The organism is Arcobacter venerupis, from assembly GCF_013201665.1.
GTDB lineage: Bacteria > Campylobacterota > Campylobacteria > Campylobacterales > Arcobacteraceae > Aliarcobacter > Aliarcobacter venerupis.
Genome location: NZ_CP053840.1, coordinates 915276 through 931787, shown reverse-complemented (window position 1 = coordinate 931787; position 16512 = coordinate 915276). Strand labels below are relative to the sequence as shown.

The following is a 16512-nucleotide window of genomic DNA, read 5'->3' as shown; positions in this document are numbered from 1 at the left end:
TCAATACATATAAATCTACTAATAAGTCTATAATTAATGTACAAAAATAAAAAAAATATTTTCATTGCTATCATCTCATTTTTAATTTTAACTATATTTATAGTCTCAGGAACGTACTACTATATTTTAGATAAACAAAAAACTCTTCTAACTTCTATTTATGATTCAACAAATAAAAATATTTTAAAATTAACTGATAATTTTTTAAAAAATAAAAGAGATGCCACTTTATCAATAGCTTTAGCACTTGCTAAAGATAATGAATTACAAAAATTTATTATCAATGGGCAATATGATAATTTTAATTACAAAGAAATTTCCCAACAAATGAGAGATAATACGAAATTCAAAAATATTTGGATTCAAATTGTTGATAAAAATGGAAATAGTATCTATCGTTCATGGACTGATAAAAAAGGAGATAATCTTCTTTTTAGAAAAGATTTAAAGAATTTTATTGAAAATAAAACAATTTCAACTTCGATCAGTGTAGCTTTATATTCAATGACAATAAAAGCCAGATCACCTATTCTTGATAAAGAAAATAATTTTTTAGGAGCAATTGAAGTAATTAGCCATTTTGATTCAATTGCTAATGATTTAAAAGAAAATAATATTAATTCGATTGTAATTACAGATAAAAAATATAAAGAAGTTCTCAAACTTCCTTACACAAAAACATTTATAGGTGACTATTATATAGCAAATAAAAATGCTGATAAAGACTTAATTAATTATCTTAGTAACAATAAAATAGAAAACTATTTAAATATTGATACTTACATAATTGAAAAAAATTATTTAATTTCAAAATATAATCTTTTTAATGATAAACATGAAAGATTAGGAGACATTATAAATTTTGTGGATTTAAATGATATTGATATTCAAATAGTGAAATCTTTTAAAATTCAAATTATAATGATTTCTGTGATTGCATTGATAATTATTTTCTTCTCTTTTTTACTTTATTTATATTCAAATTATCTAAAACAGTTGAAAATTCAAGAACAAAAAAAAGAATCAATTCTTAATTCTCAACAAAATATAATTGTAATTACAAATGGGATTGAATTAATTGATTCAAATCAAAGATTGTACGAATTCTTTAGTGATACAAATGATTTAAGCAGTTTTGTAAAAAAATATAAGTGTATTTGTACTTCTTTTATTGATATGAAAGATGACATATATATCATTGAAAAATATTATAATGGAAAAAATTGGGCAGAGTATATACTTGCAAATCCAACAAAAAACTTTAGAGTTGCCATGAAAAATATGAAAAATGAAATAACACATTTTTCTATTAAATGCTCAAAATTTAAACTTCAAGAATTAATTATTGTTACTTTAACAGATATAACTCAAGAAATATTACAAATAGAAAATAACAAAGAAAAAGACAGAATACTCTTTCAACAATCAAAAATTGCTGCTATTTCAGATACTCTTAATCATATTGCTCATCAGTGGAGACAACCTTTAAGTGTTATAAGTACGATTACAAGTGGAATGAAACTTCAAAAAGAGCTAAATTTACTAAATGATATTACTTTTAATGAATCGTGCGATTCAATAATTGATAATACAAATAAATTATCTCTTACAATAGAAAATTTTACAAATTTTTTTAATAAAGAAGGAGAAATAACAAACTTTCAATTAGTAGAAAGTGTTATGAATACTAAAAACTTTTTACATTTAATTTTAAAAGAAAATAATATAAAATGTTCATTAGTTTATGATAATGATTTAATTTTAAATTGTAATAAAAGTGATTTTTCACAAGCAATTTTTAATATTTTAGATAATTCTATTCACGCATTAATTTCCAATAAAGATATCAATGATAGATTTATATTTATTGAATTTAAAAATAAAATCTTAGAAATAAAAGATTCAGCAAATGGAATAAATGAAGATATTATTTCAAAAATTCTAGAACCATATTTTACAACGAAACATGAAGCTTTTGGGGTTGGACTTGGATTATATATAGTAAATGAAATTTTTGTTAAAAATTTAGGTTATAAAATTGATATAAAAAATGTAACTTATACTTATGAAAACAAGAATTATACAGGGGCAAGTTTTATTATTGATTTTAATTAAACTTCTATTTTGTAAAGATTAGATACAATGCACGAATTATAAGAAAAGGGGCGGTATGCAAGATTTTTCTATTTTTGACTTAATTATTATAACTATTACTCTAATATTGGGACTTAAAGGACTATTTAGAGGATTAATAAAAGAAATATTTGGAATTGTTGGTATCATTGGTGCGATTTTTGTGGCATCAAGAATTTCAAAAGATGTTGGAGATGCAATTGCTCCAATTTTAGCTATTCAAAGTGAAGCAACTATAAAATTAATTGGTTTTATTATTGCACTAATTGGTTTTTGGTTAATTGTTTATTTTCTTGGCGTAATTGTTAGTAAAATCTTTTCTGCAAGTGGATTAGGTGTTGTGGATAGGATTTTTGGATTTTTATTTGGTGCAGCAAAAGTATTTTTAATATTTTCAGTTATTGCATATGCTTTATATCAAGTTCAATCATTTAGAAAATTAATAGATGAAAAATTTGCAAATTCTTATGTAATGCCCCATTTAATAAGTGTTGGTTCATACATAATTAAACTTGATACAAGTGTAATTACAAATAGCGTTGACAAAGTAATAGATTCAGCAAAAACTTCTGAGATTTTAGATGAAACTAAAAACAGTATAAAAGAAGGTGTTGAATCAACTACTCAAAGTGTAAAAGGTGCTGTTCAAGAAGAGATTGTAAATAATATTCAAGAAAAATTTGAAGAAACAAAAGCAGCAACTCAAGAACAAATTGATACTACGAGAGATAAATTAAAAAGTATAGCTAACAAATCAGAAGAAAATAAATAAAGGGATTTAATATTGTTTGAAAATAAATATATACAACAAAGAATAGAAAAAGCAGAAAAATTAAGAGAACTAGGAATTAATCCTTATTCGAATGAAAGCTTAAGAAATTGTACAATTGCAAAATATCTAAATGTAAATAGTGATATTGTAAACATGGAAGATAAAAGAGATGAGAATAGATTTTACACAGTTGCTGGAAGAATAAAACTTTTTAGATTAATGGGTAAAGCTTCTTTTTTAAAAATAGAAGATGAGAGTGGAATTCTTCAAATATATCTGTCAAGAGATCATTTACCAGAAGGTTTCTATAATGATATTTTCAAAAAAATTGTTGAAGTGGGAGACATTGTTGAAGTAACTGGATTTCCTTTTGTAACTGGACATGGTGAACTTTCACTTCATGCAAATGATTTAAAAATACTTACAAAAGCTATTTCACCACTTCCAGAAAAATATCATGGTATTCAAGATAAAGAGTTAAGATATAGACAAAGATATTTAGATTTAATTATGAATTCAGAAGTACGAAAAACTTTCCATATTAGATCAAAAGTTATAAGTTTAACTAGAAGATTTTTTGAAAATAAAGGTTTCTTAGAAGTTGAAACTCCAATGATGCACCCAATTGCAGGTGGAGCAAATGCAAAACCATTTGTTACTCATCATAATGCTTTAGGAATTGATAGATTTTTAAGAATTGCTCCTGAGTTATATTTAAAAAGATTAATCGTGGGTGGATTTGAAGCTGTATTTGAAATCAATAGAAACTTTAGAAATGAAGGAATGGATGCAACACATAATCCAGAATTTACTTCAATTGAATTTTATTGGGCTTATAAAACATATAAAGATTTAATTATTTTAACAAAAGAGTATTTTGAATATTTATTTGAACATTTAGACTTACCAACAGTTTTACCTTATGGAGAGTTAAAAATAGATTTTGGTAAATTTACAGAAATTCCATTAATCCAATCTTTAGTAGAAATTGGTGGAGTGCCTTCTGATATTGTTGAAGATAAAGATAAAATTATTGCATTTATGAAAGAAAATAAACTAGAAGTAAATGCTAAAATGAATATTGGGCAACTTCAGGGTGAATTATTTGATGAATATGTTGAAGCAAAACTTATAAATCCAACATTCATTACAGAGTACCCTGTTGAAATTTCTCCACTTGCTAGAAGAAATGATGAAAAACCACATTTAACTGATAGATTTGAATTATTTATTGCAGGAAAAGAGATTGCAAATGCATTCTCAGAGTTAAATGACCCACTTGATCAACTTCAAAGATTTGAAGGTCAAATGGCAGCAAAAGAGTCTGGTGGAGATGATGAAGCTCATGAGATGGATGAAGACTTTGTAAATGCTTTATCTTATGGTATGGCACCAACAGCAGGTCAAGGTATTGGTATTGATAGATTAGTAATGATGCTTACAAATGAACACTCAATTAGAGATGTATTACTATTCCCAGCTATGAAACCAATTAAACAAGAAATAAATCTTTATGAAGATGAACAAGGAGAATAATCAATGAATTACATAACAAACGCAACGCTAGAACAAGCAGATAAAGAAGTATTTGACATAATCGAGAATGAATTAAAAAGACAAACAAATCACTTAGAGATGATTGCAAGTGAAAACTTTACAAGTCCAGCTGTTATGCAAGCTATGGGTTCTGTTTTTACTAACAAATATGCGGAAGGTTATCCTTACAAAAGATATTATGGTGGTTGTGAGTTTGCTGATGCTGTTGAGCAATTAGCAATTGACAGAGCTTGTGAAATCTTTGGTTGTTCGTATGCTAATGTTCAACCTCATTCGGGTTCTCAAGCTAATGGTGCTGTTTATGCTGCATTAATAAATGCTGGTGATAGAATCCTTGGTATGGATTTATCTCATGGTGGACATTTAACTCATGGATCAAAACCAAGTTTTTCTGGTAAAAACTATTCTGCATTTTATTATGGTGTTGAACTTGATGGTAGAATCAATTATGATAAAGTTATGGAAATTGCTAAAATTGCTCAACCAAAAATTATTGTTTGTGGAGCTAGTGCATACGCAAGAGAAATTGATTTTGCTAAATTTAGAGAAATAGCTGATGCTGTAGGAGCAATTTTATTTGCTGATATTGCACATATTGCTGGTCTTGTTGCTGCTGGTGAACATATGAGTCCATTCCCTTATGCTCATGTTGTAACAACTACAACTCATAAGACTTTAAGAGGTCCAAGAGGTGGTATGATTTTAACAAATGATGAAGATATTGCTAAAAAAATAAATTCAGCTATTTTCCCAGGAATTCAAGGTGGACCACTTGTTCATGTAATTGCTGCAAAAGCAGTAGCATTTAAAGAAATCTTAGATCCAAAATGGAAAGATTACGCAAAACAAGTAAAAGCAAATATAAAAGTATTAGCTGATGTATTAATAAAAAGAGGATATGATTTAGTTTCAGGTGGAACAGATAATCACTTAGTATTAGTAAGTTTTTTAAATAAACCGTTCAGTGGTAAAGATGCAGATGCAGCTTTAGGGAATGCTGGAATTACAGTAAATAAAAATACAGTTCCAGGTGAGACAAGAAGTCCATTTGTAACAAGTGGTATAAGAATTGGATCTCCAGCATTAACAGCACGAGGGATGAAAGAGAAAGAGTTTGAAATAATTGCAAATAAGATTTGTGATGTATTAGATAATATTGAAGATACAGCTCTTCATGCAAAAATAAATAAAGAATTAGAAGAATTAGCTGGGAATTTTGTGATTTACAATAAATCGACTTTCTAGTCTCTTTTTTATATAAGGATAAGTAATGCAGATAAAAGGTGATGAGTTTATAAAAAAAGTTCAAATTCAACAAGAAAGAGAAGAATTAGAACGAAAGTTAAATGAACTTGAAGAAGTAGAAATGTCAATTAATAATGACTCTGTTATTTTGGAAAGAAATGATAATATAGATCAAAATGATCATGAGCTTGATAATATAATGCTTGGTTCATCTATTAGTTCAAATGAAGACAATAAGAAAAAATACCTAATTTTAGGTATTGTTCTTGTAGTTTTATTTTTATTAACTATAATTATTATTCGCCTTTTAACTAATGATGCACCAAAAGAAGATCAATTCACATCAAATGGTGCAAACTCAACAGAAATGAAAAAATTATCTGAAAATGACAACATAGAAGAAAATTTTCAAAAAATCATTAATGAAAGAGTAAAAAAAGATACAAATGAACCAATGGTGCCAGAAATTCAAGGAACAACACCAAGTCAAACACAAGATAGTACTAAACCTGAAGATAATACTAATTTACAAGCTTTTGAGAATTTACAAAAAGAAGCAGAAAATTACTCTCCTTCAAAAGGAATTTCAGATGAAGCGATTGATCAAACTATAAAAAAAGTTGAAAAAAGTAAAGCTAGTACAAAAGAAAAAACAGTAAGTGTTCCAAAAGAAGAGATTGTTCAAAAAAGAGTTGAAACAAAAAAATCTTCTATAAAAGACTTAGTTGATACCCCTTCTAGTAATAATTCATCTTCATCAAGTAGTATTTCAAGTGGATATTTTATACAAATTGGAGCATTTACAAAAAAACCATCAGATAGTTATATTAATACTATTAGATCTGAAAATTTTAAATATAAAATATATCAAGATGTTGTAAAAGGAATTTCTTACAATAAAGTATTAATTGGACCTTATTCATCAAAAGCTGCTGCTAGTGAAAATGTAAATGATGTAAAACAAAAACTAAATGTAACAAGTGCATTTGTAGTTAAATTTTAAAAAAGTAGATATTAATGAATTTTTATAGTAAAGAGCTATTTTTAGACCAATTCACACCTGTTTCAATATATGAAAAAGTTAAAAAATTATATGAAAATGAAATAACATTTTTATATGAAAGTACAATTAACTCAAGTACAGGGAACCATTCTTATATAGTTATTGGAGATAGAGAAAGAGTTTGGTATGAAAATGGAACTTGTTTTTACAAAAATGAGAAACAAGAAGTTTCAGAAGTAGACTCTAATCCTTTATTTTTTTTAAAAAAATATTATAAAAATTTTGACAAAGAATTTTACAAAAATAAATCTTTAGAATTAGGAATTGGACTAATTGATGGATTTATTGGGAATGTGGGTTATGATATAGGAAAAGAGTTTGAACCAAAACTAAAAAAATCAATGAGTTCTTTAGTTGATCAACTACATATTCCTGATTTAGATTTAATAAGACCTAAAATAATTCTAGGTTTTTCACATAAAACTTCAAAATTAGTAATTATAACTTCAATGCCGGAAAAAGAAAAAGATTTAGATTTAATAGAAAAAGAACTTCTAAGTAACTATGAATTTACTCCATTAAAAAAAGCTACACCTCTTGATGATGGAAAATTTAACTACACAAAAGAACAATTTTTTGAGACTATTAAAAAAGCAAAAGAAAAAATAAAAGCAGGAGATATTTTCCAAATTTTAATCTCAAATAGATTTATTCAAAAAGCTGTTGTTGATCATCTAAGTTTTTATAGAGCACTAAGAAGTAAAAATCCTAGTCCATATCTATTTTTACTCCAATTTGAGAAATTCACAATTGCAGGAAGTTCTCCTGAAGTTATGATTAGATTAGTTGATGGTCATCTTCTTTTAAGACCAATTGCAGGAACTAGAAAAAGAGGTCGAACTTTAGAAAAAGACCTTGAGATGGAAAATGAACTGATCAATGATATTAAAGAGAGAGCTGAACACTTAATGCTTGTAGATTTAGGTAGAAATGATGTTGGAAGAGTAGCTCGACCTGGAACTGTAAAAGTTACAGATTTAATGAGAATTGAAAAATACTCTCATGTTATGCATATTGTTTCAGATGTGGAAGCAATCATTGATGACAAATATGATATGTTTGATTTATTTATGGCAACTTTCACAGCAGGAACAATGACAGGAGCTCCAAAAATTAGAGCAATGGAATTAATCGCTGAATTTGAGGGAATAAAAAGAAACTTCTATTCAGGAAGTATTGCTTATTTTGGTTTTGATGGTAATATGGATAGTGCAATTACAATTAGAACTACAATGCTTACAGAAGATACTGTAATATTCCAAGCAGGAGCTGGTGTTGTTGCTGATTCTAATCCTGATGATGAATATCTAGAAGTTCATAATAAACTAGCAGCAAATATTTCTACATTAAAAGATTTATTTTAATCACAAACTCCCTCAAAGACTTCTTTATTTAATATTGGCTATTATTCCATAGAAAAAAGCCAATATTAAAGGATTCAAATTGTTACTTGGTGTAAATATTGATCACATCGCCGTTTTGCGAGAAGCTAGAAAAATAAACGATCCAAATCCTCTTGACGCACTTAGTATTTGTAAACTTGCAGGTGCAGATCAAATTACAATTCATTTAAGAGAAGATAGACGACATATTCATGATAATGACGCTATTGCTATTATTAAACAATCATCACTTCCAATTAATTTAGAGTGCTCAATAAACAGTGATATTATTGATATTGTTTGTAAATTAAAACCAGCTCGAGCAACTTTAGTTCCTGAAAATAGGAATGAAGTTACAACTGAGGGTGGACTTGATGTAAAAGGAAATTATGAAAAACTTCAAAAAGTTATAGATAAACTTCATGAAAATGAGATTGAAGTTTCACTATTTATTGATCCAAATGAAGAGATAATTGAACTTTCAAGCCAACTTGAAGTTGAATTTGTAGAACTTCATACTGGAACTTTTGCAAATGTTTATGCAATGCTTCATTCAAATCTAGCTCAAACTCACCATAGTATTAAAGAGTTAGAATTAAGTAAAAATGAGTTAAAAAGTAGATTAAATAAATCTATAAAAGAGATTGAAACTTCATCAAAATTAGCAAAAAAACTAAATTTAAAAGTAGCAGCAGGTCATGGATTAAATTATCAAAATGTTACATTAATCTCAAAAATACCTGAAATTGAAGAGTTAAATATTGGGCAAAGTATTATTGCTCGTTCTGTTTTTACAGGTCTAAAAACAGCTATAATTGATATGAAAGAGTTAATAAAAAATGACTAATATAAAACCAAAAATTGCAATTAGTATAGGTGATTTAAATGGTATTGGAATTGAAATTGCTTTAAAATGCCATGAAAAAATATCTAAAATTTGCCATCCTGTTTATTGTATAAATTCAAAGATGTTAAAACTTGCGTCTGATGAATTAAAAATGGAAATTCCAAAAGATTTTGAAATTTTTAAAACAAAAGGTGAATTTGAAATAAAAGCAGGAACAGTTTCTAAAAAAGCTGGAAGATACTCTTATGATTCATTTATGGATGCAATTAATTTAGCAAATACAAAAGAAGTTGATGCTGTTTGTACACTTCCAATTAATAAAGAGTCATGGAGTAAAGCTGATATTAAATACAAAGGTCACACTGAAGTTTTAAGGGATTATTTTGGTAAAAATGCCATTATGATGCTTGGATGTAAAAAAATGTTCGTGGGACTTTTTACAGAACATATTCCACTTAAAAAAGTTGCAAAAAAGATTAATGAGCAAGACTTAACTACTTTTTTAATTGATTTTTATAAAAATGTTAAAAACGATAATATTGCAGTTTTAGGACTTAATCCACATGCAAGCGATAATGGGGTTTTAGGTGATGAAGAAGTTGAGATTTTTAAAGCAATAAAAAAAGCAAATAAAGCTTTAGATAAAAATATTTTCAAAGGTCCATTAGTTCCAGACACTGCATTTTCGCCAGTTTCAAGAAAAAACTACAAATATTTCGTTGCAATGTATCATGACCAAGGATTAGCACCATTAAAAGCTCTTTATTTTGACCAAAGTATAAATGTAAGTTTAAATCTTCCAATAATTAGAACTTCTGTTGACCATGGAACTGCTTTTAATATTGCATACAAAAATGAAAAAATTAACACAAAAAGTTATGTAAACGCAATAAAAGAAGCAATTATTTTAATCTCTAACAAAAAATGAGAACCTTAGAAGCTTGTTATGAAATTAACTTCACAAAAGTTAACTTCATGGAGCGAAAAATAAAAATTGAAGAACCAAAAACCATCATAAGTGGTGCTTTTAAAACAGGTAAGAGTTATTTAATTTATGATTTCCTATCTACTTTTAAACCAAAAGAGTACCTTTATATCGATTTTTCTGATTTAAGAAATGAAGTTATTGATGTTTCTAAAAATCTCGAAAAATTTATAAGAATGAATGAAATAATTGTTTTAGTATTAGAAAATTTTGATTTCCAGTTTGAACTTCCAAATTGTGAAAACATAATAATTTCAACTTTAACTCCAAAAAAAATAAGAGGATTTGAAAATATCATAATAAATCCTTTAGATTTTGAAGAGTATTTATTACATGATAATAGACATCAAAATATAACTCAAAGTTTTAATAGTTTTCTAAAATTCGGAAATTTACCAGAACTTATAAACATTGATGAACACAAAAGAATCCATCGTTTACAAGAGATAATTGAACTTCAATGTAAAGATGAAACTCAATATGAAATTTTTAAAATATTAATAGAAAATATTGATGAAAAAAAATCTCTTTTTCAATTATTTAATAATTTAAAATCAAAAATCAAAATATCAAAAGACAAATTTTATGAAACTTGTAAAATTTATGAAGATAATAAATCAATCTACTTTTTACAAAAATATAATCAAAAAAAATCAGTAAAAAAAATTTATGTTTACAATCACTCTTTTTTAAATGCAATTTCTCATGTAAAAAAGTTTAAAAATGAGTTTTCAAATATGATTTTTTTAGAATTAGTAAATAAATATAAAGATATTTATTATTTAGACAATATTGATTTTTATATTAAATCAAAAAATATTGCCATAGTTCCTATTCCATTTTTTAATAGATTTTTAATGAATAATGCACTAAAAAAAATAATAAAATCTGCCCATGAATTTGAAATAAATGAGATTAATATTATCACGATTTCAAATAATGAAAAGATTTCTGATCCAAAACTAAAGATTAATATTATTCCATTTTATGAATGGGCACTAAGCTAAGTATTTGTTAATGATTTTTTAGATAAAATCCAAAAATTACACAAGGATATGCATATGAACAAAAGAGTACTTGTAAAATTTTCAGGTGAAGCATTAGCAGGCGCTGAGGGTTATGGTATTGATACTCAAATATTAGATTATATTGCTGAAGAGATAAAAAGTTTAGTTGAAAATGGTATCGAAGTTGGTATTGTAATTGGTGGTGGAAATATAATCAGAGGAGTAACAGCAGCAGCTGATGGTGTTATTAAAAGAACAAGTGCTGATTATATGGGAATGTTAGGAACTGTAATAAACGGTATTGCTATGCAAGAGGCATTAGAATACAAAGGTTTAAGTGCAAGATTGCAAACAGCTATTAAAATGGAACAAATTGCAGAACCATTTATTGTTAGAAAAGCAATGAGACACCTTGAAAAAGGAAGAGTTGTTATTTTTGGAGCAGGAACAGGAAACCCATATTTTACTACTGATACGGGAGCTACTTTAAGAGCTACAGAGATTGGTGCATCAATGTTAATTAAAGCCACAAAAGTTGATGGTGTTTATGATAGAGATCCAATGAAATATCCTGATGCTAAGAAATTAGAAACTTTATCGTATGATAGAGCGTTAGAAGATCACATCAGAGTTATGGATGATACAGCAATTGCATTAGCTAAAGATAATAAGCTTCCAATAGTTGTTGCAAACATGAATGAAAAAGGCAATTTACTAAAAATCATCAACGGTGATTATAGTAGATGTTCAATAGTTAGATAAATATTAAATTAATACCAAAAGGAATAGTTTACATGAGATTAGAAGAAAGAATATCAAAAGCATTAAAACAAGTAGATAACGACAGATATGTTTTAGCAATAGCAGTTGGACAAAGAGCTGACGAATTAAGCAAAGGTGCTAAACCATTATTAGAACAAAATACACAAAAAATGAAATATACTGATATTGCAATTGATGAAATAGCAAGTGGTTTATTAAAAATAGAAGGTTTTGTAGACAAATAATAGAGATAAGTTAAAACTTATCTCTAGGTCTTAATCATATGGATCCATTTATCAAAGAAATTCAACAAATAAATACTGTTGAAGATGCAATTAACAAACTTAATACTCAAACAGAGATATCTCCAAAACTCAGTGATATAATTAATTTCATTATTGAAGCACATGAAGGTCAATACAGAAAAAGTGGAGAACCATATTGTGTTCATCCAATATTAGTAGCTTCACTTACTGCACACTTTTCAAAAGATGAAGCAATAATTGCAGCTGCATTATTACATGATGTCGTAGAAGATACAAAATACTCTTTAGACTATATAAAAGAAACATGGGGAATTGATATTGCTCATATGGTTGATGGGTTAACTAAAATTGTTGAAATTAGAGAACATGAATTTATTGCTTCTAGTGAAGCAAGTGATTCAAAAATAATATCTTCAGCACTTACATTTAGAAAAATGTTAATTGCTTCAATTGATGATGTAAGAGTTTTAATTGTAAAACTTTGTGATAGATTACATAATATGTTAACCCTCAGTGTTTTACCAGCTAATAAACAAAAAAGAATTGCAGAAGAGACTTTAGTTGTTTATGTTCCAATAGCAAATAGATTAGGTATCTCGACACTAAAAAATACTTTAGAAGATTTAGCATTTTTTTATATTTATCCAAATGAATATATAAAAATAGATAACTTTCTAAAAGAACAACAACATGCAATGCAACTTACTTTTAATACATTCATTTCAACAACAAAAAATCTATTAGAAAAGAATGGTTATGATTTAAGTAAAATTAAAATTTATAGCCGTATAAAACACCATTATTCAATCTATTTAAAAATGCAAAGAAAAGGAATATCTATTGAAGAAGTTCTAGATTTATTTGCAATTAGAATTTTAGTTGAAGAGGATATAGATTGTTATAAAGTTCTAGGATATATGCACTTAGAATTTAAACCTTTAATTTCAAGATTTAAAGATTATGTTGCAACTCCAAAAGAGAATGGTTATCAAACAATTCATACAACTGTTTTTTATAATTCAAAAATTTATGAAATTCAAATAAGATCTTTTGAAATGAATAAAATTGCAGAATTTGGAATTGCTGCCCATTGGAAATATAAAACAGGTGCAAAAAATACAACAAATCTTAATTGGTTAAAATCTTTAGAGTTTTCAAATGAAAATGTAGAAGAATTTTATCAAGATGCAAAAGATAATTTATATACACAAGAGATGATTGTATACTCACCAAAAGGTGAAGTGTTTACTCTTCCAGTTGGTGCTACAGCTTATGATTTTGCCTTTGCAGTTCATACAAACATTGGTAAACGTGCAATAGGATGTTTTATAAATAAAATTAAAAAACCTCTTTTAACTGAATTGAAAAGTACAGATATTGTTTCAATCGAATTAGGAAATGACACAGTTGTTAGATGCTCTTGGATGGATATGGTAAAAACATCAAGAGCAAAAAAACAAATTAAATTATTATGTACCCATAGACAAAAAGAGATAGATGAATTATCAGGGAAAAATATCATTAATACAGTATTCTCAAGATATTCAGATGATATTATAAAAATTTATCCAATTGAATCACCATTTAAAATACCTCAAATTTTAGATTTTTTCAAACATACAAAACAAACTATAGAGAAAAAAATCATAAGTCATAAAGGTTTAATGACTAGATTTAAAATTTTTACTAGTAAAATTAAAGAATCTAAGTTCGATAATATATTAATATATTCAAATTTCAGTATAAGTTCTGTATCATTTGACCACTGTTGTCATCCAAAGTTTGGAGATGATATTGTTGCGTTTAAAAATGGAAATGAAGCTATAATACATCACAAAATGTGTGATAAAGCCTACGATAAAATTAAAACAAATCAACAAATGCTTTTTTGTAAATGGACAAAAGATACAGTTTATCAATATAAAATGGTAATAAGTATTCCTAATACAAGAGGCGAATTAGCAAAAGTATTAACTTACATGGCTGGTTATGAGTTTTATATATTAGGCGTAGAATTTGGACGACAAATTCACTCATATATCCAATATTGTTATATTGAGTTTGAGATAAATAAATCAAATATAGATGAAGTTAGAAAAATAATAGAAAAAAAAGTAAAAGTTATAGAATTTTATTCAAAAAAAGATGCTTATAACAAATAATTAAAGGGTAAAAATTAATGGAAAAAAGAGTTCAAGAGGCATTAGAAGAGATAAAAAGAGGAACTGCAGAAATTATCGACATTGAAGCAATAGAAAAACTTGTAAAAAGATATTTTGAAACAGGTGAAAATTTTTATGTAAAAGCTGGATTTGATCCAACAGCTCCAGATATTCATTTAGGTCATACTGTTCTTATTCAAAAATTAGCAGCTTTCCAAAAATTTGGAGGAATTGTTCAATTTTTAATTGGAGATTTCACAGCAGCAATTGGTGATCCAACTGGAAAAAGTGAAACAAGAAAAATATTAAGCCGTGAGCAAGTTTTAGAAAATGCAGAAACTTATAAAGAACAAGTTTTTAAAATTTTAGATCCTAAAAAAACAGAAGTAAAATTCAATTCAACATGGTTAAAAGAATTGGGAACAGCTGGTTTAATTTCTTTAGGTTCAAATTTAACAGTTGCAAGAATGCTAGAAAGAGATGATTTTTCAAAAAGATATTCTTCAAATACTCCAATAGCTGTTAGTGAATTTTTATATCCACTATTGCAAGGTTATGATTCTGTTGCTATGAATACAGATATAGAACTTGGTGGAACAGATCAAAAATTCAATCTTTTAATGGGAAGAACTTTGCAAAAAGCATATAACTGTAAAAAACAACAAGCAGTTTTAATGATGCCAATTTTAGAAGGTTTAGATGGTGTTCAAAAAATGTCAAAATCTTTAGGTAATTATATTGGTGTTACAGATGAATCTTTTGATATGTTTGGGAAAATTTTATCAATTTCAGATGAACTTATGTGGAGATATTTTGAATTATTATCATCAAAATCTTTAAAAGAGATTGATGAGATTAAAGAAGGTGTAAAAAATGAAACATTACACCCTAAAAAAGTAAAAGAGTCTCTTGCTATGGAAATTGTTGAAAGATTTCATGGTAATGGAGAAGGTGAAAAAGCTAAAGAAGAATTTGAAAGAGTATTCGCTAAAAAAGATATTCCAACAGATATGCCAGAATTTACATTTGAGGCTCCTATTTGGATTTGTCAAGCTTTAGTTGATTGTAAACTTGTTGATTCAACTTCACAAGCAAGACGTGATATAAAAGCAAATGCGGTGTCAATTAATCAAGAAAAAATAGATGATGATAAATTAAATTTACAAAATGGTGAATATATTTTACAAAAAGGTAAAAAAAATTTCGCTAAGATAGTAATAAAATAGAAAGGCTAGTTGTGAGAATAGGAAAGTATGATATAAGGCATCCAATTATTCAAGGTGGAATGGGTGTAGGAATTAGTTGGGATCAATTAGCAGGGAATGTAAGTTTAGAGGGTGGATTAGGCGTTATTTCTGCCGTTGGGACTGGTTATTATAAAAATAAAAGCGAAAATATTCATATAGTTACAAAAAAAGATAAACCAAAAGATGTTGCAAATTTTTATAGTAGAGATATGCTTTTTGAAATTTTTGCAAATGCAAGAAAAATTTGTGGTGATGCGCCAATTGCATGTAATGTTTTATATGCAATTAATGATTATGGAAGAGTTGTGCGTGATGCTTGTGAAGCAGGTGCAAATATGATAATTACAGGAGCTGGACTTCCTACAAATATGCCTGAATTTACAAAAGATTTTCCAGATGTTGCTTTAATCCCAATAGTTTCAAGTGCAAGAGCATTAAAATTAATTTGTAAAAAATGGAAAAGATATAATAAACTTCCTGATGCGATAATAGTTGAAGGTCCATTAAGTGGTGGGCATCAAGGTTTTACATATGAACAATGTATTCAAGAAGAGTTTCAATTAGAAAATATTATTGGTCCTGTAATAGAAGAAGCTAAAGAATGGGGAGATATTCCAATCATTGCAGCTGGTGGAATTTGGGATAAAAATGATATTGATAAATTTTTAGCAATGGGCTGTTCTGGTGTTCAAATGGCAACGAGATTCATAGGAACTTATGAATGTGATGCTGATGCGAATTTTAAAAATGTATTATTAAATGCAAAAGCGGAAGATATACAACTTATGAAATCTCCAGTTGGTCTTCCTGCACGTGGTGTTATGACTAATTTACAATTTTCAATGGAAAATAAAACAGCACCAAAAGTTCAATGTATTTCAAACTGTGTTGCTCCTTGTAATAGAGGTCATGAAGCAAAGATTGTTGGTTATTGTATTGCAGATAGATTAGGTGCTGCATATAAAGGTGACTTAGATACTGGTTTATTTTTTTCAGGTTCAAACGGATATAGAATTGAAAAAATTATCTCTGTAAAAGAACTAATGGAAAAATTAACACAAGGAGAATAAAAATTTTTAAAAAA

The 16512-nt window shown here is 27.1% G+C and carries 14 protein-coding genes; all 14 read left to right on the top strand.

Features of this window, described 5'->3' with window-relative positions:
• Positions 1-36 precede the first annotated feature (36 nt).
• Positions 37-2115: an ATP-binding protein gene (locus AVENP_RS04565; protein WP_128360261.1), complete on the top strand. Its 2079-nt coding sequence runs from the start codon at positions 37-39 to the stop codon at positions 2113-2115.
• A 55-nt stretch (positions 2116-2170) separates the two neighbouring features.
• Positions 2171-2905: a CvpA family protein gene (locus AVENP_RS04560; RefSeq protein ID WP_128360260.1), complete on the top strand. Its 735-nt coding sequence runs from the start codon at positions 2171-2173 to the stop codon at positions 2903-2905.
• Between the two features lie 9 nt (positions 2906-2914).
• Entirely contained in the window at positions 2915-4441 is a 1527-nt protein-coding gene (gene lysS / locus AVENP_RS04555; protein ID WP_128360259.1) for a lysine--tRNA ligase, read from the top strand.
• Positions 4442-4444: 3 nt separating this feature from the next.
• Positions 4445-5707, top strand: a complete 1263-nt coding sequence (locus AVENP_RS04550) for a serine hydroxymethyltransferase (protein WP_172664211.1) — start codon at positions 4445-4447, stop codon at positions 5705-5707.
• A gap of 25 nt (positions 5708-5732) precedes the next feature.
• A complete protein-coding gene (locus AVENP_RS04545) occupies positions 5733-6710 on the top strand; it encodes an SPOR domain-containing protein (RefSeq protein WP_128357392.1) in 978 nt (325 codons plus the stop codon).
• 14 nt (positions 6711-6724) lie between these two features.
• Positions 6725-8134 (top strand): anthranilate synthase component I family protein, encoded by a 1410-nt coding sequence (locus AVENP_RS04540; protein WP_128357393.1) that lies wholly within the window; start codon positions 6725-6727, stop codon positions 8132-8134.
• A 79-nt stretch (positions 8135-8213) separates the two neighbouring features.
• Entirely contained in the window at positions 8214-8999 is a 786-nt protein-coding gene (locus tag AVENP_RS04535) for a pyridoxine 5'-phosphate synthase (RefSeq protein ID WP_128357394.1), read from the top strand.
• Positions 8992-9927 carry a 4-hydroxythreonine-4-phosphate dehydrogenase gene (pdxA, locus tag AVENP_RS04530; RefSeq protein ID WP_128357395.1) on the top strand — a complete coding sequence of 312 codons (936 nt, stop codon included), beginning with the start codon at positions 8992-8994 and terminating at the stop codon, positions 9925-9927. The genes AVENP_RS04535 and pdxA overlap by 8 nt, the downstream gene beginning before the upstream one ends.
• The gene (locus tag AVENP_RS04525; RefSeq protein ID WP_128357396.1) at positions 9924-10991 is read left to right on the top strand and encodes an ATP-binding protein; all 1068 of its coding nucleotides are present in this window, start codon (positions 9924-9926) and stop codon (positions 10989-10991) included. Before pdxA ends, AVENP_RS04525 begins: the two co-directional genes overlap by 4 nt.
• A gap of 54 nt (positions 10992-11045) precedes the next feature.
• A complete protein-coding gene (gene pyrH / locus AVENP_RS04520) occupies positions 11046-11753 on the top strand; it encodes a UMP kinase (protein WP_128357397.1) in 708 nt (235 codons plus the stop codon).
• Positions 11754-11785: 32 nt separating this feature from the next.
• Positions 11786-11998: a DNA-directed RNA polymerase subunit omega gene (locus AVENP_RS04515; RefSeq protein ID WP_128357398.1), complete on the top strand. Its 213-nt coding sequence runs from the start codon at positions 11786-11788 to the stop codon at positions 11996-11998.
• Between the two features lie 38 nt (positions 11999-12036).
• A complete protein-coding gene (locus tag AVENP_RS04510) occupies positions 12037-14181 on the top strand; it encodes a RelA/SpoT family protein (protein ID WP_128357399.1) in 2145 nt (714 codons plus the stop codon).
• 17 nt (positions 14182-14198) lie between these two features.
• Positions 14199-15407: a tyrosine--tRNA ligase gene (gene tyrS / locus AVENP_RS04505; RefSeq protein WP_128357400.1), complete on the top strand. Its 1209-nt coding sequence runs from the start codon at positions 14199-14201 to the stop codon at positions 15405-15407.
• A gap of 11 nt (positions 15408-15418) precedes the next feature.
• On the top strand, positions 15419-16498 hold the full coding sequence (locus tag AVENP_RS04500; RefSeq protein ID WP_128357401.1) for a nitronate monooxygenase: 1080 nt from the start codon (positions 15419-15421) through the stop codon (positions 16496-16498).
• The last annotated feature ends 14 nt before the right edge of the window (positions 16499-16512 follow it).

Coding starts and splice junctions, on each gene's coding strand:
- AVENP_RS04565 (WP_128360261.1), top strand. CDS start 37: ATGTACAAAAATAAAAAAAATATTTTCATTGCTATCATCTCATTTTTA.
- AVENP_RS04560 (WP_128360260.1), top strand. CDS start 2,171: ATGCAAGATTTTTCTATTTTTGACTTAATTATTATAACTATTACTCTA.
- AVENP_RS04550 (WP_172664211.1), top strand. CDS start 4,445: ATGAATTACATAACAAACGCAACGCTAGAACAAGCAGATAAAGAAGTA.
- AVENP_RS04545 (WP_128357392.1), top strand. CDS start 5,733: ATGCAGATAAAAGGTGATGAGTTTATAAAAAAAGTTCAAATTCAACAA.
- AVENP_RS04540 (WP_128357393.1), top strand. CDS start 6,725: ATGAATTTTTATAGTAAAGAGCTATTTTTAGACCAATTCACACCTGTT.
- pdxA (WP_128357395.1), top strand. CDS start 8,992: ATGACTAATATAAAACCAAAAATTGCAATTAGTATAGGTGATTTAAAT.
- AVENP_RS04525 (WP_128357396.1), top strand. CDS start 9,924: ATGAGAACCTTAGAAGCTTGTTATGAAATTAACTTCACAAAAGTTAAC.
- pyrH (WP_128357397.1), top strand. CDS start 11,046: ATGAACAAAAGAGTACTTGTAAAATTTTCAGGTGAAGCATTAGCAGGC.
- AVENP_RS04515 (WP_128357398.1), top strand. CDS start 11,786: ATGAGATTAGAAGAAAGAATATCAAAAGCATTAAAACAAGTAGATAAC.
- AVENP_RS04510 (WP_128357399.1), top strand. CDS start 12,037: ATGGATCCATTTATCAAAGAAATTCAACAAATAAATACTGTTGAAGAT.
- tyrS (WP_128357400.1), top strand. CDS start 14,199: ATGGAAAAAAGAGTTCAAGAGGCATTAGAAGAGATAAAAAGAGGAACT.